Origin of the sequence: Antarcticimicrobium sp. (assembly GCF_029212575.1) — a bacterium.
Taxonomy (GTDB): Bacteria; Pseudomonadota; Alphaproteobacteria; order Rhodobacterales; family Rhodobacteraceae; genus Antarcticimicrobium.
The window spans coordinates 50723-71903 of the sequence record NZ_JARGPK010000019.1 but is presented as its reverse complement, the minus strand read 5'-3'; the positions used below and the strand labels follow the sequence as shown (position 1 = coordinate 71903).

At 67.1% G+C, this 21181-nt stretch carries 20 protein-coding genes; 6 read left to right on the top strand and 14 right to left on the bottom strand.

The genetic code is table 11. The features are described from left to right. Window positions 1-4: 4 nt before the first annotated feature. The 8 genes from P1U75_RS03465 to P1U75_RS03430 all read right to left on the bottom strand — a co-directional run bounded on the left by P1U75_RS03465 (window position 5) and on the right by P1U75_RS03430 (window position 6469). Window positions 5-658, bottom strand: coding sequence for a 3-oxoacid CoA-transferase subunit B (locus P1U75_RS03465; RefSeq protein ID WP_300239848.1), 654 nt, complete (start codon window positions 656-658; stop codon window positions 5-7). After that, window positions 645-1340 carry a CoA transferase subunit A gene (locus tag P1U75_RS03460; RefSeq protein WP_300239846.1) on the bottom strand — a complete coding sequence of 232 codons (696 nt, stop codon included), beginning with the start codon at window positions 1338-1340 and terminating at the stop codon, window positions 645-647. The genes P1U75_RS03465 and P1U75_RS03460 overlap by 14 nt, the downstream gene beginning before the upstream one ends. Further along, complete coding sequence (locus P1U75_RS03455) at window positions 1337-2671, bottom strand: aspartate aminotransferase family protein (RefSeq protein ID WP_300239844.1); 1335 nt, start codon at window positions 2669-2671, stop codon at window positions 1337-1339. The genes P1U75_RS03460 and P1U75_RS03455 overlap by 4 nt, the downstream gene beginning before the upstream one ends. Window positions 2672-2676: 5 nt before the next feature. Beyond that, window positions 2677-3450: an amino acid ABC transporter ATP-binding protein gene (locus P1U75_RS03450; protein ID WP_300239842.1), complete on the bottom strand. Its 774-nt coding sequence runs from the start codon at window positions 3448-3450 to the stop codon at window positions 2677-2679. Between the two features lie 21 nt (window positions 3451-3471). Then, the gene (locus P1U75_RS03445; protein WP_300239840.1) at window positions 3472-4128 is read right to left on the bottom strand and encodes an amino acid ABC transporter permease; all 657 of its coding nucleotides are present in this window, start codon (window positions 4126-4128) and stop codon (window positions 3472-3474) included. 25 nt (window positions 4129-4153) lie between these two features. Next, window positions 4154-4801 carry an amino acid ABC transporter permease gene (locus P1U75_RS03440; protein ID WP_300239838.1) on the bottom strand — a complete coding sequence of 216 codons (648 nt, stop codon included), beginning with the start codon at window positions 4799-4801 and terminating at the stop codon, window positions 4154-4156. Between the two features lie 19 nt (window positions 4802-4820). After that, the gene (locus tag P1U75_RS03435) at window positions 4821-5612 is read right to left on the bottom strand and encodes a creatininase family protein (protein WP_300239835.1); all 792 of its coding nucleotides are present in this window, start codon (window positions 5610-5612) and stop codon (window positions 4821-4823) included. 71 nt (window positions 5613-5683) lie between these two features. Further along, entirely contained in the window at window positions 5684-6469 is a 786-nt protein-coding gene (locus P1U75_RS03430) for a transporter substrate-binding domain-containing protein (protein ID WP_300239833.1), read from the bottom strand. A 147-nt stretch (window positions 6470-6616) separates the two neighbouring features. Here P1U75_RS03430 and P1U75_RS03425 point away from each other — a divergent pair, with 147 nt between their 5' ends. Both P1U75_RS03425 and P1U75_RS03420 read left to right on the top strand, forming a co-directional pair. Then, on the top strand, window positions 6617-7573 hold the full coding sequence (locus P1U75_RS03425; protein WP_300239831.1) for a LysR family transcriptional regulator: 957 nt from the start codon (window positions 6617-6619) through the stop codon (window positions 7571-7573). Between the two features lie 64 nt (window positions 7574-7637). Further along, window positions 7638-8045, top strand: coding sequence for a GtrA family protein (locus tag P1U75_RS03420; protein ID WP_300239828.1), 408 nt, complete (start codon window positions 7638-7640; stop codon window positions 8043-8045). An 8-nt stretch (window positions 8046-8053) separates the two neighbouring features. On the opposite strand, the gene P1U75_RS03415 is transcribed toward P1U75_RS03420, so the two are convergent. Then, window positions 8054-9487, bottom strand: coding sequence for a UbiA family prenyltransferase (locus P1U75_RS03415; RefSeq protein WP_300239826.1), 1434 nt, complete (start codon window positions 9485-9487; stop codon window positions 8054-8056). Window positions 9488-9664: 177 nt separating this feature from the next. Here P1U75_RS03415 and P1U75_RS03410 point away from each other — a divergent pair, with 177 nt between their 5' ends. Genes P1U75_RS03410 through P1U75_RS03400 form a run of 3 tightly spaced genes read left to right on the top strand, consistent with a single transcriptional unit; the run spans window position 9665 to window position 13423 of the window. Further along, window positions 9665-10708 carry an NAD(P)-dependent oxidoreductase gene (locus P1U75_RS03410; RefSeq protein ID WP_300239823.1) on the top strand — a complete coding sequence of 348 codons (1044 nt, stop codon included), beginning with the start codon at window positions 9665-9667 and terminating at the stop codon, window positions 10706-10708. Further along, the gene (locus tag P1U75_RS03405) at window positions 10708-12444 is read left to right on the top strand and encodes a hypothetical protein (protein WP_300239821.1); all 1737 of its coding nucleotides are present in this window, start codon (window positions 10708-10710) and stop codon (window positions 12442-12444) included. Before P1U75_RS03410 ends, P1U75_RS03405 begins: the two co-directional genes overlap by 1 nt. Before the next feature lies 1 nt (window position 12445). After that, window positions 12446-13423 carry an SUMF1/EgtB/PvdO family nonheme iron enzyme gene (locus tag P1U75_RS03400; protein WP_300239819.1) on the top strand — a complete coding sequence of 326 codons (978 nt, stop codon included), beginning with the start codon at window positions 12446-12448 and terminating at the stop codon, window positions 13421-13423. 196 nt (window positions 13424-13619) lie between these two features. On the opposite strand, the gene P1U75_RS03395 is transcribed toward P1U75_RS03400, so the two are convergent. Then, window positions 13620-14507 (bottom strand): hypothetical protein, encoded by an 888-nt coding sequence (locus tag P1U75_RS03395; RefSeq protein ID WP_300239816.1) that lies wholly within the window; start codon window positions 14505-14507, stop codon window positions 13620-13622. Window positions 14508-14691: 184 nt separating this feature from the next. Between P1U75_RS03395 and P1U75_RS03390 the strand changes: the two genes are divergently transcribed. Next, window positions 14692-15978 carry an amidohydrolase gene (locus tag P1U75_RS03390; protein WP_300239814.1) on the top strand — a complete coding sequence of 429 codons (1287 nt, stop codon included), beginning with the start codon at window positions 14692-14694 and terminating at the stop codon, window positions 15976-15978. Here the strand turns inward: P1U75_RS03390 and P1U75_RS03385 are convergent. From P1U75_RS03385 to acsA, 4 genes are read right to left on the bottom strand one after another with little or no spacing between them, the layout of a single operon-like run. Further along, window positions 15975-16232 carry an acyl carrier protein gene (locus tag P1U75_RS03385; RefSeq protein WP_300239812.1) on the bottom strand — a complete coding sequence of 86 codons (258 nt, stop codon included), beginning with the start codon at window positions 16230-16232 and terminating at the stop codon, window positions 15975-15977. The two genes, P1U75_RS03390 and P1U75_RS03385, sit on opposite strands and share 4 nt — an antisense overlap. After that, window positions 16229-17407, bottom strand: coding sequence for a dihydrolipoamide acetyltransferase family protein (locus P1U75_RS03380; protein ID WP_300239808.1), 1179 nt, complete (start codon window positions 17405-17407; stop codon window positions 16229-16231). Before P1U75_RS03380 ends, P1U75_RS03385 begins: the two co-directional genes overlap by 4 nt. A gap of 1 nt (window position 17408) precedes the next feature. Next, the gene (pdhA, locus tag P1U75_RS03375; protein ID WP_300239806.1) at window positions 17409-19403 is read right to left on the bottom strand and encodes a pyruvate dehydrogenase (acetyl-transferring) E1 component subunit alpha; all 1995 of its coding nucleotides are present in this window, start codon (window positions 19401-19403) and stop codon (window positions 17409-17411) included. Continuing rightward, complete coding sequence (acsA, locus tag P1U75_RS03370; protein ID WP_300239803.1) at window positions 19400-21088, bottom strand: acetate--CoA ligase; 1689 nt, start codon at window positions 21086-21088, stop codon at window positions 19400-19402. The genes pdhA and acsA overlap by 4 nt, the downstream gene beginning before the upstream one ends. Window positions 21089-21181 lie beyond the last annotated feature (93 nt).

Here is a 21181-nt window from a genome sequence, read left to right as displayed (position 1 = left end):
TCCTTCAGAAACGGGGCAGATCACCCTCGGGCAGGCACAGGGGCGCGCCGGTGGCGGCGATCACCTGTTCCGGCTCCAGCCCCTCGGCGATCTCGCGCAGGGCAAAACCTTGGGGCGTCACGTCGATTACCGCCATGTCGGTAAAGATGCGGGCGACGCAGCCCCGCGCGGTCAGCGGCAGGGTGCAACGCTGCAAGAGCTTGGGCTGACCGGCGCGGTCGGTATGGGTGGTCAGGACGACCACGCGCCGCGCCTTTTGCGCCAGTTCGATGGCACCACCCGCGCCGGGCGAGAATTTGCCGGGGATCTTCCAGTTGGCCAGATCGCCGTTCTGCGAGACCTCGAAGGCGCCCAGCATGGTCAGGTCCAGCCGCCCGGAGCGCACCAGCGCGAAAGACGCCGCGCTGTCGAAATAGGCGCTGCCCGGCACCGGCGAGACATAGGCGCCGCCGGCGTCGATCAGGTTGCGGTCGGCCCGGTCGGGCGGCAGGCTGGGGCCGATCCCGGTCATGCCGTTCTCGGTATGCAGGCAGACGGGAAAACCCGCGGCGAGGTGATCGACCACCTTGGTCGGCAGGCCGATCCCGAGGTTCACCACCATCCCAGGCGCGATTTCCCGCGCAGCGCGGGCGATCATGCGGGCCTTAGCGTCGGACAACGCCATACTCCTCGGAAACGGATTGCAGTTCGACCACCCGGTCGACGAAGGCGCCGGAGGTATGCACCTGATCAGGCGCGATGCCGCCCAGCGGCACCAGCTTCTCGGCCTCGGCGATCACCAGGTTGGCGGCCATCGCCATCATCGGATTGAAGTTCCGCGCGGTGGCGACATAGGCCAGGTTGCCAAAGGGGTCGGCGCAGTCGGCGTGGATCAGGGCCACGTCGGCGCGCAGGGCACGCTCCAGCAGGGCGGGGCGGCCATCGACCTCGACCACCTGCTTTCCCTTGGCCAACTCGGTCTCGATGCCGATGTCGGTCAGAACCCCGCTGAGGCCCGCGCCACCCGCGCGCACCCGCTCGGCCAGGATGCCCTGGGCGCAGAACTCGACCTCGATCTCGCCGGCGTTCAGCATCGCCACCGCGCGCGGGTTCAGCCCGATATGGGTGGTGATCAGCTTGCGCACCTGGCCGCTGGCCAGCAGGTGATCGACGCCCATGCCCTGTTCGTTGGCGTCGTTCTTGATGACGGTCAGATCCTTCTGCCCCTGCCGCACCAGCTCGCGGATCAGGGCAAAGGGCGTGCCGGGCACGCCAAAGCCGCCCAGCATCACCGTGGCCCCGTCGGGGATCGCGGCGACGGCATCCTCCATCGCGGCGGACTTGTCGGGCAGGGTGGTCATCCGGTCACCGGCAGGGACATTTCGCGGGCCATGACAAGGATACTGTCGGTCAGCTTTTCCATGATCTCGCCGATCTGCGCCTCGCTCACGATCAGCGGCGGCGCCACCATGAAATGATCGCCCTCGATCCCGCCCCTTGTGCGGCGCGAATAGATGATCAATCCCCGCTCATAGGCCAGATCGACCAGCCGGGTGTAGGCGTTCAGCTCCTTCGGCAGCGGTGCCATCGTGTCGCGGTCGGAGACCAGCTCAAAGGCCAGCAACAGCCCCAGCCCACGCACGTCGCCGATGAAGGGGAAGCGGTCCATCAGCCCGGTCAGGCGGGCTTTCAGCAGATCGCCCATGGCGGCGGCGTTGCCGACCAGATCGTTTTGGCTGATCTCGTCCAGCACGGCGCAACCGGCGGCGCAGGCCAGCGGGTTGCCGGCATAGGTATAGCCATGCAGGAATCCGCCGGCATCGAGCACCGCCTCGACCATATCGCCGCGCGCCACCATCGCCCCCAAGGGCGCGTAGCCGGCGGCGAACCCCTTGGAGAGCGCGATGATGTCGGGGCTGATGCCCCAATGCTCGGCGGCGATGAACTTGCCGGTGCGCCCGGCGCCGGTCATCACCTCGTCATAAATCAGCAGGATGCCGAACTCGTCGCAGATCTCGCGGATGCGCGCGTAATAGCTGTCGGGCGCGACCAGCGCCCCGGTCGAGGCGCCGCCCACAGGCTCCATGATGAAGGCGAGCACGCTGTCGGGCCCCTCGGACAGGATCTTGTCGCGCAGCAGCTCGGCATACTTCAGCCCGCGCTGGTCATCGTCGAGGTTGTCGTGATCCAGATAGCAGGTCGGCGCGGCGATCTTGGGCATCTCGCGCATCATCGGCGCAAAGGGTTTCGACAGCGGATCATAGCCGGTCAGCGCCAGCGCCCCCAGCGTCGAGCCGTGGTAGGAGGGATAGCGCGAGATCACCTTCCAGCGGCTGTCCTGGCCTTGCGTGATCGCATATTGCCGCGCCATCTTGATCGCGCTTTCCACCGCCTCGGAGCCGCCGGAGACAAAGAACACCCGGTCCAGCCCCTCGGGCATCAGCGCGGCAGTCTTGGCCGCCAGCCGCTCGGACGGCTCGGTCTGGAAGTGCAGCCGGTAGCCGAACGTTGCGCGGTCCATCTGCGCCTTCATCGCCGCCAGAACGCGCGGGTTGGAGTGGCCGATATTGGACACCATCGCGCCGGAGGAGCCGTCGATGTAGGTCTTGCCGGTGGTATCGTACAAATAGATCCCCTCGCCCCGGTCGAGCGTGGGGCGCGGCTGGCGCGACTGGTAGAAGAGGTGGGACATTTGCGTCATTCTTTGTTTGAAGCCAGGTGTTTGCGGAGGAAATTCTTGGTGCGCTCGTTTTCCGGGTTGCGGAAGATCACGCTGGGCGGCCCCTCTTCGACGACCACGCCCTGATCCATGAACAGGACCCGGTCGCAGACGCTTTCGGCAAAGCCCATCTCGTGGGTGACGATGATCATGGTCATGTGTTCCTCGGCGAGCTTTTTCATCACCAGGTTGACCTCCTCGACCAGTTCGGGGTCGAGCGCCGAGGTCGCCTCGTCGAACAGCATGACCTTGGGTTTCATCGCCAGCGCGCGGGCGATGGCAACCCGCTGTTTCTGCCCGCCGGAGAGCTGCGAGGGATAGTAGTCGATCCGCTCCAGCATGCCGACCTTGTCGAGTTGCTCCTCGGCCAGCGCGTTGGCCTCGGCCTCGGAGAGCCCTTTCAGCATTTTCGGGGCCAGCGTGATGTTGCCGCGCACGGTCAGGTGCGGGAACAGGTTGAAGTGCTGGAACACCATGCCGATGTCCTGGCGCACCTGGTTGATATGTTTTTCGTACTGGCGGTGCGGCAGTTGCTTGTTGATCTGGGTGTCCTCGAGCCAGACCTCGCCGCCGGTCAGCGGATCGAGATCGTTGATCGCGCGCAAGAGCGTCGACTTGCCCGATCCCGAGGGGCCGATGATGGCAACGATCTCGCCCCGGTTCACCGTCAGGCTGATGTCCTTGAGAACCTCCAGCGTGCCATAGCTTTTCTGCGCATGGCGGATGTCCACAAAGGGTTTCTCGTCAGTCATGTCCTTGTTCTCCCTTTGCGGTCATCGGGCGGCCTGCACCCGGCGCTCAATGCGCCGAAGCACGGCCTCCATGCCGAGGTTGATGACGTAATAGAACAGCGCCGCGAGCACGTAGAACTCGAACGGGCGATAGGTGCGGCCGATGGCCAGTTGTGCGGACAGGGTCAGTTCGGTCACGCCGATCACCGAGACCAGCGCCGAATCCTTGAGCAGCGCGATCATGTTGTTGCCGATCGGCGGGATCACGTCGCGCACCGCCTGCGGGACCACCACCTTGCGCAGCGCCTGTCCCCGGCTCAGCCCCACGGTGCGGGCGGCCTCCATCTGGCCCTTGTCGACGGCGACGATGGCGGTCTGGATCAGCTCGGAATTGTAGACCGCGAAATGCAGCCCCAGCCCGATCACCCCGGCGACAAAGGCGGGCAGGTCGATGCCGATCTGCACCAGACCGAAGTAGATCAGGAACAGTTGCAGCAAGAGCGGCGTACCCATGAACAGCCACTCAAAGGCCCGGAACGGCAACCGCACCAGCACCGGGGCGTAAAGCGCGATCACCGCGAAGACGATGCCGCCGAAGAAACTGAGCAGGGCAGCGCCCACCGTAATCGCGATGGTCCAGAGCGCACCCAGTGCGATCACGTCGAGGTAGCCGGGGATGACTGAGAAATCGAGGCCCATGCGGGCTCCTCCTATCCGGTTGGGATCAGACGATCTTTGCCTTGTTGTCGAGCCATGTGACGGCGCGGCCGGTGACGTAGATGATGACCATGTAGAGAAGCCCCGACATCAGGAACATCTCGAACGGCTTGTAGGTCGAGCCGATATAGCGCTGTGCGGTATAGGTCAGTTCCACCACCGAGATCGCGGCAACCAGCGCGGTGCCCTTGATCAGCGCGTTGATGTTGACCCCCAGAGGTCGGATCATCAGCCGCATCGCCTGCGGCAGAACCACCTTGCGGAAGGTCTGGAACCGGCTCATCCCCAGGGTGCGCGAGGCCTCGACCTGGCCCTTGTCAATCGAGATGATGGCGCCGCGGATGGTCTCGGTCATATAGGCGCCGATGTTCACGCCCAGCCCGATCACCCCGGCCTCGAAAGCATCGAGCTGGATGCCCACCTGCGGCCCGCCGAAATAGAGGATGAACAGCTGGATCAGCGCCGGTGTGCCACGGATGAAGCTGACATAGGCGCCCCCGATCCAGCGCAGCACCGCATGCCGCGACAGCCGCGCGGCAGCCCCGAGCGAGCCGCAGATCAGGCCAAGGATCGCCGTCAGGACGGAGAGTTGAACGGTCACCCACGCCGCCTTGAGAAAGAACGGGTAGACCTTCATCATCAGGTCGATGTCCATGCGCCGTTTTCCCCCGTGTTCAGTGGTGATCGGTGCGGTCGAGGATCGGCAGCGCGCGAATCTCGCGCACCAGGGCCGTGGTCTCCTCGATCGCCGCGCGCAGAAAGGCCGCGCCGGTTTCAGGTGTCGCCACAGTCGGATCGCCCATCGTCCCGTCGGGCGAGGCCTCCGACCACCAGCGCATCAGCATCGCCTTGCCGCCGCCCCGGGCCAGATCCAGGTTGAAGAACCGGGTATCCGGATCGTGCAGGTTCTGGGTGGCGGCCTTGAACAGGTCCACATGCTCGGGCTGAAGGTGCATGTACATCGCCGCCTCGAACTCGCCCGCGTGGGCGATGCCGCCGGTCTCGGATTTGCGGATCTCGTTGATCCGGTCGGCGCAGAGGTTCCAGTAGGAGGCCGAGACGCAGATGATCCCGGTCTCGATCACCGTCTTGCGCGCGGCGAGATCCAGCACCGGATGGTTGGAGCCGTGCGAGTTCAGCAGCAGGATGCGGCGGAACCCGTGATGCGCCAGCGACTTGGTGATGTCGGTGACAAAGGCGATCAGGGTTTCCGGCTGGATCCAGATCACGCCCGGGAAATCCTTGTGATGCTCGTTGAAACCGTAGGGAACGGGCGGCATCACGAAAACCTCGTCCGGGGCGGCCTCGGCCACACCATTGGCCACCGCCATGCCCAGCACGGTGTCGGTGTCCAGCGGCATGTGGGGGCCGTGATCCTCGGTGGCCGAGACGTTCAGGATCACAACGCGGTCCTTGTCCGCGTCGCGAACCTCCTCCCAGGTGAGCTTCCCGTAATCGGTCGTCATCCGACCCCCCGTGATTTATCGTTATTGGTGGGGTCCGCCTCGCGGGGCGGACCCGGTCTTTCTGTCCCGCCTCAGCGGATGTCGGCGCCGATCCATTTCATGGCGATCTCGACATAGGTGCCGTCTTCCATCATCGCGTCCAGCGCGGCCTGCATCTCGGCAGCGAGCATGGGGTTGCCTTCGCGGATGGCGATGCCGGCGCCGAATGCCTCGGTCTCCAGGTCATCGATAATTTCAAACTCCTGGCCCTTCTCGGTCATCGCCAGGATCGCGGCGATCGAGTCGTTCACGATCACGTCGACGCGGCCGTTGTCCAGTTCCAGCAGCAGTTCGGGCAGACCCTTGTAGGTGCTGACCTTATAGCCCTGGTCCTTGGCCCATTCTTCGTGCGTCTCGCCCAGGGTCACGCCGACCTTGACGTCGCCCAGTTGCGACACGCTGGTGATGCCGCTGCCGGGCTTGGTGAACACGGCGCGTTTGGTGGTGTAATAGGGGCCGACGAAATCGACCACCTTGTCGCGCTCCTCGGTGATCGTCATCGAGCCGACGATGGCGTCGTACTTGTTGGCCAGCAACCCGCCGATGATGCCGTCCCAGGCGGTGGTGATGATCTCGACCTCGAGCCCCATGCGCTTGGCGATCTCGGTGCCGATGGCCGGGTCGAAGCCGACGACCTCGTTCTGCTCGTTGACGAAGTTGAACGGCGGGTAGGCGCCGCTCATGGCGATGCGGATCACGCCCTTTTCCTTGATCGCGTCCAGTTCCTCGGCCAGCGCCGGGGCGGCGGCGCCCAGCCCGGCGATCAGCAGGGCGCCTGCGGCGAAGGCAGCTTTCATCGTGGTTCTGCGAGTGGTCATCTTCATCTCCCGATTTTGTTTTTGATGGTTCAGCGGCCGCGGGTCCGAACCCAGAGCCGGCGAGGGACCGCTGCCTGCGAAAAAGCTTGCACAGGCGACTTGCATAAAGCAAATAGATATTAGAAATCATTACCATTCCGGAAAACTATGATAAACACCCGCGGACAGCGCTTTCCCTGGAACCTCGACTGGAACCTGCTGCGCACCTTCATGGTGATCGTGGAGCAGCAGGGGGTGACCAAGGCCGCCGATTTCCTCGGTTTGAAACAACCCACGATCAGCAGCGCGCTGCGCCGTCTGGAGGAGGCGACCGGCCATCACCTGGTCGAGCGCGGGCCGCACCGCTTCACGGTGACGGCGGCGGGGCGTACGCTCTATTCCGAATGCGCCTCGATCTTCGGGGCGGTGTCACAACTGCCCGAACTCATGGAGGCCGAGGAAGAGGAGCTTTCGGGCCATGTCACCATCGTTCTGGCCAGCCATGTGGTCTCGCCCCATTTCGACCGGGTGCTGGAGGAGTTCCACGCGCAGCATTCCAAGGTGACCTATTCGATGGTCGTGGCCGACAGTTCCGACGTGGTCAGCCAGGTGCGGCAGAACCGCGCCAGCATGGGGATTTGCCTGCTCAACAAGATCCCTGCCGAGCTCGAGGCGCGAATCCTGTTCCGGGAATACTTCGGCCTCTACTGCGGGCCGCGCCACCGGTTGTTCGGCAAGCCGAAAATCGAGATTTTCGACCTGGAGGGCGAATCCTCGGTCTCCTTCTATACCGAGATCGAGGGCGGCCCGCTCGACGCGGTCTCGGGGCTGCGGCACCGGGCGCGGCTGGCGCCGGGGCTCAAGGGGCTGTCGGCCAACCTGCCCGAGGTGCGGCGCATGATCATCGTCAATATCGGCATCGGCGCGCTGCCGGTGCATGTGGCCGAGCGCGACGTCACCCTTGGCCAGTTGCGCCAGTTGCCGCCCTATTCCAAGCTGCCGGCGGTGAACATCTATCTTCTGACCAACCCGCGGCGCAGCCTGTCGCCACCCGAGGCGGCGCTGCTGCAGCTGTGCAACCGGATGATCGACGAGACCGACCTGAGGGCGCGCACCTACCAGTGACGCGACGGCTTCGCTCCGGCGGTAGGGCGTGGCATAAGGGGCCGAAACAGGCGGGGCAGGGCAGGTGACAACAGCGGGTCTGATCATACGCTACGCGGCTTTCGCGGCCATCGCGACCCTGTGCAACCTCGGGGCGCAGCGGGCGGTGTTCGCCACCCTGCCGGAGGGCGCGGCGGGCCTGATCATGGCGCTGATCTGCGGCACCGGCGTGGGGCTGGTGGTGAAATACCTGCTCGACAAGCGCTGGATCTTCTTCGACCGGAGCCGGGCCCTCGGCACCCAGGCGCGTCGGTTCTCGCTCTACACGTTGACCGGGGTTGCGACCACTGCGCTGTTCTGGGGCGCCGAAAGCTTGTTCTGGGCCATCTGGGAAACCCGCCAGATGCGCGAAGCGGGCGCGATTCTGGGGCTGACGGCGGGATATGTGATCAAATACCAGCTCGACAAACGCTTCGTGTTCCGTTGCGACTGAACGCCCCCTCAGACCGCCAGGATCGCCAACCCGACCCCCAGCGCGGCGATCAGCAACCCGGTCCGGTCATGGGTGACGAACTGCACCGGGTCGTAGTGTTCACGCCCCTGTTCGCTCAGCCGGACGATGCGAAACAGCCAGGCCGCCAGCGGCAACACCGCCCCGGCCAGCAACAGCGGCGAGTCGTAAAGCGCGGCGGAATGCCCGCTGAAGGCATAGACCAGGAACAGCGCGGCGCTCAGCGCGATACCCGCCGCCGCGACCCATTCGAGACGCTTGAAATCGGCCCGCGAATAGCCCCGCCCGGGCAATTGGCCACCATCGGTCGCGCGCGCCAGCGCCGTCATCCGCTTGACGCAGGCCAGCGTCAGGAACACGGCAAAGACGAACCCCAGCAAGACCCCCGGCACCGCGACCTGCGCCGCCGCCGCCCCCGTCAGCACCCGCAGCAGGAACATGGCCGCGAGGCTGACCAGATCGACCCAGCGGCGTTTCTTGAGCCAGAGCGAATAGCCCAGGCTCACGACCATATAGAGCAGCGTCAGCCCCGCAACCGGCGGTCCGGCGCCCCAGGCCAGCATCAGAGCCAGCAGCGCCAGCGCGCCGCTGGCCGCCATGGCCTCACCGATCGGCAGCGCGCCCGATGCGATCGGGCGGTCGCGCTTTTCCGGGTGCAGCCGATCCGCCTCGAGATCGAGCAGATCGTTGAGAATATAGATCGCCGAGGCCCCGGCGCAGAACGCCGCCACGGCCAGCAGCGTGGCCAGCAGCGCCGCCGCGCCGAACTCATGCGCCACCAGCAGGGGCAGGAACAGCAGCAGGTTCTTGACCCATTGCTGCGGGCGCAGCTCGCGCCACAGCGCCCCCGCTCCGGCGCGGTCCCCGAGAATCTGGAGCGGCTTTCCCATCGCATCCAGCCGCCGCCGCAGCCCCGGCCCGGGTTCCACCGCGATAGCCCGCCGCGCCGCGCCCCAGGCGGGCAGATCGGCCGCCGAGTTGCCGGCATAGTCGAACCCGCCGGAGCCGAACCGGTCAATAAGCACCTGCGCCTTGGTGGTCTCGGTCAGGTTGCGGCTGCGATCCGAGCCGAAATGCTCCCCCGGCAGATCCAGCCGCCGCGCCACCGCCTCGACCAGCCTGTGATCGGAACCCGAGGCGAGGTGCACGGGCCGCCCGTCCCGCCGGGCCGCCTCTGCCAGCGCGACGACCTCGGGCCGCAATGGCAGAAGCGCGACATTCGGGACGGCGATTCCGCAGAGATCCGCCTTGAGCAGGTTCGGCGCGCGCCAACCGCGCGCCAGCGCCCGCAACGCCGCCGGGCTGTCGCGCCCCATCGCCGCCCAGAATGTCTCGTGCAGCATGTCGGTACGCAAGAGCGTGCCGTCCACGTCCAGCACCAGCGGCGTGCGGTCGGTCATCGGATCTTGTTGCAGGATCGTCATTCGTGGTCCGGGGTCTTCCCTTGGCAAGGCGCGGGGTCGCGGCCAGCATATCTATCTAATGTGGTTTCCGGCCGGACCATTTGACACAGGTCATGTCGTATGCGCCACGATGCCGGGCAGGATGGATGCGTCGGGCGGAGGATTCAACGCGCTGCCAGAGAGGAAAGACGAAAAGCGATGGCAAAGCAACGGTTTCTGATTACCGGAGGGGCCGGGTTCATGGGGATCAACCTGATCCGCTACCTGCTGGAGCGCGGCCAGGATGTGCGCAGCTACGACATCGCGCCGTTTTCCTACCCCGAGGCCGGCCGCATCGACGTGTTGCAGGGCGACATCCGCGACCTGGGGCTCTACGACCGCGCCTTTGACGGGGTCGATGTGGTGGTGCATTGCGCCGCAGCACTGCCGCTGGCCGATCCGACCGAGATCCATTCGACCAACGTCGGCGGCACGCTGTCGCTTTTGGAGGCCGCAGAGGAACGCGGCATCGCGCGTTTCATCCATATCTCCAGCACCGCCGTCTATGGCATCCCCGATCACCACCCGCTGACCGAGGACGACCCGATGCAGGGCGTCGGCCCCTACGGGGAATCCAAGGTCAAGGCGGAGCACCTCTGCGCCGATTTCCGGGCCCGCGGCATGTGCCTGCCGATCCTGCGGCCGAAATCCTTCGTCGGGCCGGAGCGTCTGGGCGCCTTTGAGCTGCTTTACGATTTCGCCTTCGACGGCCACGGATTCCCGGTGCTGGGGTCAGGCGACAACATCTATCAGCTGATGGACGTGGAGGATCTGAGCCAGGCGGTTTCCCTCTGCGCCACCGGAGATGCCACGGCGGTGAACGACACCTTCAACGTCGGCGCGGCCGAATACGGCAGCCTGCGCGAGAGTTTCCAGGCGGTGCTGGACCGGGCCGGTCACGGCAAGCGCATCATCGGGTTCCCGGCGGGGCCGGCCATTGCCACCCTGCGCGCGCTTGAGGCGCTGCACCTCTCGCCGCTCTACAAGTGGATCTACGAGACCGCCGCCAAGGACAGTTTCGTCAGCATCGACAAGATCCGCGACCGGCTGGGCTACGCGCCGGTGCATTCCAACGCCGAGGCGCTGGTTCGCAACTATGACTGGTACGTCGCCAACCGCGACCGGATTTCCACTCAGGCCGGGGTCAGCCACCGGGTGCCCTGGAAAAAGGGCGCGCTGAAACTGCTGCGGATGGTGCTGTGATGAGCAAGGGGGAGGGCGCGATGCGCAGGCTCGCAAGGGGACTCGGGGTGCTCGCACCGCTGCTGGTGGCGGCAAGCGCACAGGCGCAGACAGCCGAAACACTGCTGGCCCAGCGCGAGGCTTATGACGCGGTGCGCGCCAAGAGCATCCTTGAGCTGCAACCGTTCCGAAACACGGTCACCGCGACGGACGCGGCGACGGGGCTGGAGATCACGCTGATCGACCTCAACCCCAACGTGGGCGAATGGTATCTGCTGCAGACCCGCACCGCGCCGGACAAGGCCCCGGCGAACTATCACCTTGAAAACCCCGATCCGGGTGCGCGCCGCGTGGTGCTGGAGCCCGAGGGGCCGGTGCTGGTGGTGAACGGGACGCGCTGCCACCCCTGGGCCGACGCGGCGCTCTCCGATGCGCGCGCGACCGGGCTGGCCTATGCCCCGATCTGCGACGGCAAGCTTTACCTGCGCAACAAGGTCAGTGGCGCGCGCACCACGCTGGAGGCGACGGCAGAGTTTCTGCGCGACAACGTCTGGGGCGGGGAAACCATCGTGCGCTTCGTGCGCGACAACTTCTTTCGCGACTCGCAGCTGGAAACCGGCGAAGCGGTGGGCCGCGCCACCGACGGGCCGGGGGCCGGGCCGGCGCCGATGTTGACCAATTTCGAACTGGGCGAGCGCCCGGTGATCTCGACCCTTCTGGACATGGCGCTGGAGGGGGGCGACGCCAAGCGGATGGCGGTGGGGCTGTGGTATCCGGCGGCGGGCGTTCCCGGCGTCTTCGCCAGCACCTTCCAGCCGCGCTACATCGCTGACGCGGTGATGCAGGGGCCGGGGCAGGCGAACCGGCTCGACGGGATCGAGGCGCGCGCCACCGGCTACATGATCGCATTTGACATGGCGCAATTCGACATCGGCTATGCGGTCGGCACCGATCACCCGGACCTTGGCTGGTCGCCGCGCCCGCCGGGCAACATCCGCCCGCGCGGGATGCCCGGGCCGGACGGGCTACGCAACGCCGATCCACTGGTGATGCTGGGCATGGTCAACCCCGAGATCGCCCACCGCGCTGTCGCGACCTTTACCGCCGGGTTCAAACGTCAGCACGGCGCCTTCAAATACGGCGACATGGCTGGCTTCAACTATGGCCACCACTACGGGTTCATCGAAAAGGGCGTGATCCTGAGCAAGCTCTGGCCGGGGCTTTCGACGCTCTACGCCCTGACCGACGGCAGCCTGCACATGAAGACCTGGGAAGAGGGCGACAACGCGCTGCTGCCGCAGATCCGCTTTGCCCGGCAAAACGGCGTCCCAATCCTCGAATTCGATCCCGAGACCGGGATGGGCGCACCCGGCGACCGGGTCACCAAATGGGGGCCGGGCAACTGGTCGGGCTCGGCCAAGGCCGAGCTACGCACCCTGCGCGCAGGTGCCTGCATGGCGCGCGCCGGCGGCACCCGCTACCTGATCTACGGCTATTTCTCGACCGCCACCCCCTCGGCCATGGCGCGGACCTTTCAGGCCTATGGCTGCGACTATGCCATGCTGCTCGACATGAACGCGCTGGAGCACACTTATCTTGCCGTCTACGCCCGCAAGGGCGGGCAGGTGCATGTGGAGCACCTGGTGCCCGGCATGGCATTGATCGAGAAAAAGGTCAGCGGCGGCGCCATCCTGCCGCGCTTCATCGGCTTCGCCGACAACCGCGACCTGTTTTACCTGACCCGGAAGGACCCTTGAAATGATCCGCGCAATGATCTTCGCCGGGCTGCTCGCGCTGGCCGGTCTCACCGCGCCCGCCGGGGCCCAGACCACCCTGCAAGAGGCCAACGCGGTGCTGTTCCAGCAGCTGAAACAGGTGCACAGGCTCTCTGCCGCGCAGATGGCCCGGGTGCAGGAGATCTTCGCCCGCTCGGGCTTCATGGGGCAGGGCAACCCCAGGATCACCCGCCACCCGATGACACCGGAGCAATGCCGCGCCCGGATCCCTTCCGGCGGCTACGCCAATGCCCGCAACGCCCGGATCTGCGGCGACGCCTATATGGCGCCGCTCTACGATCCGCGAACCCAGAGCGCCAGCGATGCCCGCGCTTGCATCGACCAGTTCGAGTTTCCCAACATCCCCTGCACCTATCCGGTGGTCTGGGTAAAGGCGAAGGAGGCCGCCGAGGTCTGCGCCGCCGTGGGCAAGCGGCTCTGTGACGCGCATGAATGGGAGGGCGCCTGCGCCGGGGCGCTGGAGCCGCCCGATTACCCCTTTGGCGCCGGCTCGGTCGCCGCGATGCGCTCGATCCACAACCGCAAATACGCCGGCAGCGCCGCCTGGGCCTATGGTCCGGCGTTTCAGCGCGGGGTCTGCGCCCAGAACAGCGAGAAAAGCGCCTCCTGCGGCGGCGGGGGGTACAATTCCTGCGGTTCCAACACCTATCCTACCGGCGCCTTTCCCGGCTGCGTCAGCAAGCTGGGGGTCTATGACCAGCACGGCAACGCCGCCGAGCACATGAACCTGCCGATGGCGCCTGACCAGATGACAAGCCGCGGCAGCACAAAGCTCGGCGTGACCGAGATGAAGGGCAGCTGGTTCATCTGGGACAAGTACCGCGCCCATCCCGACTGGTGCCGCTGGCGCGCGCCCTATTGGCACGGCAGCCGGGTGATGAGTTCGGGAAGCCACGAGAATTATCACCTGGGATTCCGCTGCTGCAAGACGATCAAATAGGCGCCAAAGCAGGTGAGAGCGTTCAGGTCACCTCGAGGCCGGAACCCATCCGCCGCGCCGCCATGCCACGTGTAGCCCTGCTGGAGTTGTCACCCCCGCGAAAGCGGGGGCCTCGTGACGGTGCGGGATGTGTCGTGAGATCCCCGCTTGCGCCGGGATGACGGCGGGCGCGGGGATGACAGGGCGCGCGCCGGCCTCAGTACAGCCCGGCCAGAAGCCGCTCCGCATTGCCGATCGGCCCCTCGCCGGTGACGATGCTGGCCAGGGCGCGGTCCTGCATGATCTGGTTCAGATCCACCTGCTTGCCGTTGAGATAGGCGGTGCGGCTGATCAGCCGCACGCCGTGGCTGTAATCGGCATAGCCCGCGCCATGCACCGTGCTCAACGGCTGGATCGGCTTTCCGTTGGGCCGGTGCCAGCCATAGATCGCCACCCGCCCGGGCTTTGACAGCAGCCGGTTGGTCAGCACGATGTCCTTTTTCTGCCCGGCAGTCAGCGCACCGGCCTCGCGGCTCACCTGCGACCGCTGGCGGTCCACCGTGCGGTCATGTTCCAGCAGATAGGCGGTCGAGGCCATTTTGCTGCCCGGCGTCATCGGGCTGGGGGCGACATGCACCGCAGCCTGGCTGTAGATCGCATCGACCATGCGCGGCGTCGGCAGCAGGAACCCAAGCTCGCTCGCAACGCGGGCAGCGGCGGCAAGGCCCATCGGCACCCGCACGTAATCGCGGTCATCTCCGACGGAAAGGTAATCGGGCGTCACGCAGATCGTCACCCGCACCTGTTGCCCGTCGGCCAGCTTGCCCGACAGGGTCACCGGCTTCAGCGTGCGCAGGAAGGCAGGCAGGTTGCCCGACAGCACCTGGGTCACGATCGCCGCGTCGCGGGCGCCGCCGCCGGTGTTCATCAACTCCTGCATCACCGCGCTTCCCGAGGGCGCGCGCGCCGCCCGGTGCGGGATATCCCGGGTGAGGGGGGCATCGCAACTGGTCGAGGCGGAAACCGGCCCGGCGGGGGCAAGGGCGATCAGCGCGGCACCCAGAACCGGGGCGACTGTGCGAAACAAGGTCGTTCGAAACAACATGGTGGCAGGTCCTGCTCGGTTTGGAGGTTTTTTAAGTCTGTCCGTTCTGGCCCGCCGGGCCCGCCCGCTCAAGCCCCGGGGGTAAGCCCTGCGCGGCTTTTCGCCAAACCGCGGCGGCTTGCGCGTGTTTCCGCCAAGCGGGTTACGCTTGCCGTGCGGCGTCGGGCGTGTCTAGGTTTGCGGCATGACAGATCTGCCGCTCTCCCCCGACCTCGATCCGTCCCTCCTGACCCGGCTGCAGGAGGGGGCGCAGGCGCTGCAGCCCTGGCTGGTGGAGCGGCGCCGGCACTTCCACCGCACCCCCGAACTGGGCTGGCAGGAGATCGAGACCACCGCGCGGATCGTCGACGATCTGACCGCCGAAGGCTACGAGGTGATTTCCGGCCCGGATTTCCTGGGCGAAGCGGAGCGCGCTGGCCTCAGCGCCAATCCGATCCCGGGCGAGGGCGATACCGGCTGCATCGCGCTGTTCGACACCGGGCGGCCGGGGCCGACGGTCTGCCTGCGGGTCGATATCGACGCGCTGCCGATCCATGAGGCCGGCGGCAACCATGCCCCCTCCGCAGGCGGCTATGCCTCGGCCACGCCGGGCGTGATGCATGCCTGCGGCCATGACGGCCACAGCGCCATCGGCCTCGGCACCGCCCGCCTGCTGCGCCCCTTTCTGGCCTCCGGGCGCGGTCGGCTGAAACTGCTGTTCCAACCGGCCGAGGAGGGCGGGCGCGGCGGCCGCGCGGTGGCCGAGGCGGGCTGGATGGACGATGTCGATCTGTTCGTCGCCATTCACCTCGGCCTTGGCGTGCCGTCCGGCTCCGCCGCCTTTGCGGTGCACGGGTTTCTCGCCAACGCGCGCCATCTCGTCACGCTGACCGGGCGGGCGGCCCATGCGGGCAAGACCCCCGAGGGCGGGCGCAACGCGCTGTTGGGCGCGGCGCAGGCAGTGCAGGGGCTGCACGCGCTGGCCCAGTCCAGCCAGCCGGGCATCCGCGTCAACGTCGGCCTTCTGAGCGCGGGAACGGCGGTGAACATCGTGCCGGAGCGGGCCGAGTTCGAGTTCGAGATGCGCGCAGGAGACAGCGACGACCTTGCCGCCCTCGACCGGCGCTGCCGGGCGATGATCGAGGGCGCCGCCATCGGTCACGGGCTGGAGGTCGAGATCACCCCGATGGGCGGGGCCGAGGCCTGGAGCAACCCTGCGGAAGTCGCCCGCTGGGGCGCGGCAGTGAACGCCCGTTCCGGCGCCTTCGAGACCGCGCTGCCAGACCTCTTCTTCGGCGCCAGCGAGGATGCCACCACGTTGGCACGACGGGCGGCCGCTCGGGGCGGCACCGGGGGTATCTTCGTTCTTGGCGCCGATCTGGCCGATGCCCATCACACGCCGCACTTCGACTTCGACGAGGCGGCGCTGTCGCGCAGCGTTTTGCTCACCTCGGGCCTGATCGCCGCCGCGATGGGGCTGGCGGCGGCCTAGCCTTTTTTCAGCGCGATCATCCGCGCCAGGTAGTCGACCGCGAGGGCCGGGGTGGCGATATGGGGATAGTCCGCCTCGGGGATGTTCACGCCCAGCCGGTCATGCAGCGCGGTCACGAAATTCAGCACGTCCATCGAATCAAGCTCCAGATCGTCCTGCAGGTGATCGGAATCCCGAACCGTCAGCGGGTCAATGTCCGGGGCGACGGTCACAAGCTCTTCGAGGTAGGCGTTGCGGATCTCTTCAGGGGTCATAATCGCTCCGGGCAATAAACAAGCGTTTCAAACTCAGATAAAAATTTCGCGGCGAGGCGGCCATCGGCAACCCGGTGATCCGCCGCCAGCGTGACCGTTACCACCTGCCTCGGGATTACCGTTCCGTCAACCACCCATGGCCGGGTCTGCGGTGCGCCAATGCCCAGAAGCGCCACCTGTGGCGGAAAAATGACCCCCGCCATCGCCTCCGCCCCGATTTCGCCCAGCGCGGAAACCGTAAGTGTGCCTTGCGTCATCTCGGAATTGCGCAGCCGCCCGGCGCGGGCGCGGGTCACCAGGTCGCGCATCCCGGCCATGGTCTGCGCCAGGTCCATCGCCTCGGCCCCGATCAGGGCGGGCGCCACCAGCCCGCCGCCGCGCAGGGCCACCGCAACGCCGATGTTCACCGTCTCGGCGGCGCGAAAGCCCTCCTCATACCAGCCGTTGAGCTGCGGCACCGCCCGTGCCGCACCCACCGCCGCACGCAAGAACAACGCGCCGATCAGCAGCCGCTCGGCGGGCGGTTTGTCGGCGTTGTGGGCGGTGAGGAATTCGGAGGCGGGCGTGAGGTCGATGGTCTGCGACAGGTAGAAATGCGGGATCTCGCGGTTGGCGCGGCTCATCGCGCCGGCGATGGCCCTGCGCATCTCGTCGAAGTCGAGCCCGGAGCGGCTCGGCTGCTCCGGCGCGGGCGACGGGGCGGAGGTGGCTCCCTCCACATCGGCCAGCACGATGGCGCCCCCCGGTCCGCTACCCCGGAGCCTGGCCAGGTCGACGCCGAGGTCATGCGCCCGGACCCGCGCGGCGGGAGAGGCCGCGATGCCCCCGGTCTGCGGTTGTGGCAGCGTCTGAACATCCACGACAGGCCGATCCGCGACCGGGGGCGCGTCGGGCGCTTCGGCCCCCGTTTCCCCGCCCGTCTTTTCGCCCGTCTCCTCACCCTCTGCCGCGATCACCGCCAGCGGCGCCCCCACCGGCAACTCGGCGCCGGGTGTCGCGGTCAGCTCGGTAACAGTCCCGGTCTCGAACACCTCGATCTCGATCGCACCCTTCTGGGTCTCGACCACCGCCACCACGTCGCCGCGGGTGACCCGGTCGCCCGGTTGCACCAGCCATTCGGACAACTTGGCCGAGGTCATGTCCGAGCCCAGCGACGGCATCCGGAACACTGCCATGTCAGCGCCCCATCGCGGCTTTGGCGGTCGCCACGATGGCGTCAACCTGCGGGATCGCGGCCTGTTCCAGGTGATGCGGATAGGGGATCGGCACCTCTGCCGAACAAACCCGCCCCACCGGCGCATCCAGCGACCAGAACGCCTGTTCCATGATCCGCGCCGAAATCTCCGCCGACAGCGACCCGCTGCGCCAGCCCTCGTCCACCACCACCGCGCGGCGGGTTTTCGCCAGCGAGGCCATGATGGTTTCATCGTCGAGCGGCCGCAGGCTGCGCAGGTCGATCACCTCGGCGCTGATCCCATCTCCCGCGAGCGCCTCGGCCGCCTCCAGCGTCTTGAGGAGCGAACCGCCATAGGTGATCAGGCTGATGTCGGAGCCGGGGCGGCGGATCGCCGCCTTGGCGATGTCGACGGCCCCCGCCGTTTTGTCCAGTTCGCCGGACATATTGTACAACATCACGTTCTCGAAGATCAGCACCGGGTCGGGATCGTCCAGCGCGGTGGCGAGCATCCCGCGCGCATCCTCCAGCGTCGCCGGGGCCAGCACCTTGAGACCGGGGATATGCGCGTACCACCCCTCGAGCGAATGCGAATGCTGCGCCGCAAGCTGCTTGCCCGCGCCGGTGGCCATGCGGATCACCAGCGGCACCCCGAACTGGCCGCCGGACATGTGCCGCAAGGTGGCGGCGGTGTTGAGGATTTGGTCCAGCGCCAGCAGCGAGAAGTTGACCGTCATCAACTCGACGATGGGCCGCATCCCCACCGCCGCTGCACCGATGCCGAGGCCCGTGTAGCCGGACTCCGACAGCGGCGTATCGCGGATGCGGTCGGGGCCGAACTCCTCCATCAGCCCCATCGACACCGCGTAGCAGCCGCCATAGGCGCCGACGTCCTCGCCCATAAGGAACACCCGGTCGTCGGCTTGCATCGCCTCGCGCAGCGCCGCGCGCACGGCCTCTCGATAGGTGGTTTCGATCATCTCGCCAGAGGGCTCGACCCGGGCCGGGGCGGGCGGGGCGGCGCCCAGAACATGGTTCGTCAGATCCTCGACCGGCTCCCATGTGCCGGCCTCGGCGAACGCCACCGCCGCGGCGATCTCGGCCTCGATCCGCGCCTCGATCCCGGCGATCTCGTCCGCGTGCAACAACCCGTTGTCGAGAAGCCAGTCGCGGAACCGCAGGATCGGGCCGCGCGCGCGCCATTCCTCGACCTCCTGCTTGTTGCGGTAAAGCTGGGCGTCGAACATCGAATGCGCCCGGAACCGGTAGGTGCGGCATTCCAGAAACGCGGGCTCGCCAGTCTCGCGAATCCGCGCCAGCGCCTGTTTCGCCGCGACCTCGACCGCGATCACGTCCATCCCGTCCACGGTCTGCGCCTCGATCCCGTAGGCGGCGGCCTTGGCGCGGATGTCGGTCTGCGATTCCGAGCGGTCCAGCGCGGTGCCCATGGCGTAGCCGTTGTTCTCGCAAACAAAAAGCACCGGCAGGCGCCACAGCCGGGCAAGGTTCATGGTCTCGTGAAACTCGCCCTCGGCCACCGCGCCCTCGCCGAAGAAACAGGCGGTGACATGATCCTCGCCGCGCATCCGGTCGGCCAGCGCCAGCCCCCCGGCCAGCGGTAGACCACCGCCAACGATGGCATTGCCGCCGAAAAAGTTGCGCGCCGCGTCGAACAGGTGCATCGAGCCGCCGCGCCCGCCAGAGCAGCCCTCGGCCTTGCCGTACATCTCGGCCATGATCCCCGGCATCGGCACCCCGCGCACCAATGCGTGCCCGTGTTCGCGGTAGGTGGCGACGATGCGGTCGGCGTCCCCCAGCAGCGGGATGATCCCCGCCGCGATGGCCTCTTCGCCGTCGTAAAGATGCAGGAACCCGCGGATCTTCTCGCGGGTGTAAAGCTCGGCGCATTTGTCCTCGAACATGCGGATGCGGAGCATCTGGGCCAGCAGCCCGGTCACATGGGCGCGGTCGAGGCGGGGTTTGTCCGATGCGGTCATGTCTCGTCGCTCTCCAAAGTGGAAATATCGCCCTCGGGGAGGCCCAGTTCGCGCGCTTTCAGCAGGCGGCGCATGATCTTGCCCGAGCGGGTCTTGGGCAGGGTGTGGCGGAACAGGATGGCGCGCGGAGCCACCGCCGCGCCGAGCCGCTTGCGCGCATGGCCGCGCAATTCGCGCTCCAGCGCCTCGGAGGGTTCATGACCGGGATTGAGCGTCACATAGGCCTGAACGACCTCGCCCGCGGTCTCGTCCGGCAGTCCGATCACCCCGGCCTCGGCGACCGCGGGATGTTCGATCAACGCACTTTCCACCTCGAACGGGCCGATCAGGTGGCCGGAGGACTTGATCAGGTCATCGGCACGCCCGACGAACCAGTAAAAACCGTCAGCGTCGCGTGTCGCCAGATCGCCCGACAGATACCAGCCGTCGCGGAAACATTTGTCATAGCGGGCCTGCTCATGCAGGTAGGCGCGCATCATCGACGGCCAGCCGGGACGCAGCGCCAACTCACCGATCTCTCCCGGCCCCAGTTCGCGCAGCGGGCCATCCCCCTGGCTGACGATCCCGGCCTCGATCCCCGGCAGCGGCTTGCCCATCGAGCCGGGTTTCACTGGCATCCCCGGCGTGTTGGCGATCATGATGCCCCCGGTTTCGGTCTGCCACCAGTTGTCATGGAACGGCTGGCCAAAGATCCGTTCCGACCAGATCACCGCCTCGGGGTTCAGCGGCTCTCCGACGCTGGCGAGAAAGCGCAGCGCGGAAAAATCGTAGGGTTTCGCGGCCTCGGCACCCGCCCGCATCATCATCCGGATCGCGGTGGGGGCGGAATACCAGACCGCGACCCTTTCCCGCTCGACCGTTCCGTACCAGCGCTCCAGCTCGAACTCCGCCTCGTCAACGATCATCGTCACCCGGTTCACCAGGGGCGCGATGATGCCGTAGGAGGTGCCGGTGACCCAGCCGGGATCGGCGGTGCACCAGTAGATCGTGCCGGGGCTCAGCCCCAGCGCCGCCTGCCCGGAATAGGCGTGGTAAATCGCGGCGCCATGCACATGCACCGCGCCCTTGGGCCGCCCGGTGGTGCCGGAGGTGAAATGGATCAGCGCCGGGGTGTCCTCGTCGGTCTGCGCGACCTCGCACTCGTTTGAGGCGCCTTCCAGCGCGGGGCCGAGGGCGACACAGCCCTCGGGCGCCTCGTCGCCGACGATCAGCACCAGTTTCAGCGACGCGATCTGGTCGCGCCACGGGGCGATCTTGCGCCGGTAGATCGCTTCGGTGGTCAGCAGCACGGTGCAATCGCCGATCTCCATCCGGGTGCGGATCGGTTCCGGCCCGAAAGCGGAGAACAGCGGGGTGAAGATCAGCCCGGCTTTCAGCGTGCCGAGCGCCGCGGCATAGAGCGCCGGGTCGCGGCCCATCAGGGCAAACAGCCGGTCGCCTTGCTGCAGCCCATGCGCACGCAAAACATTGGCGAAACGCGACGAAAGCCGCGACAGATCCGCATAGCTGATATCCCGGCGGCTGCCGTCCTTGCCCAGCCAGCGCAGCGCGGTCTGCGCGCCATGGCCGTGGATCACATGGCGGTCCGAGGCCTCGTAACCGATGTTGAGCCGCCCGCCGGGGCGGTCCAGCATGTCGCGCGCGCCCGCCCATGGGGCCGCGGCCCGGTTTGGTTCGATCTGCATCAGCGGTCTCCTCCCGCCCCCGAGGCTCGCCCGACGCGGCGGCCTTCGCCATGACGCAGGTCAAACCGGCACCGCGCCATTGCATGCGGCAAC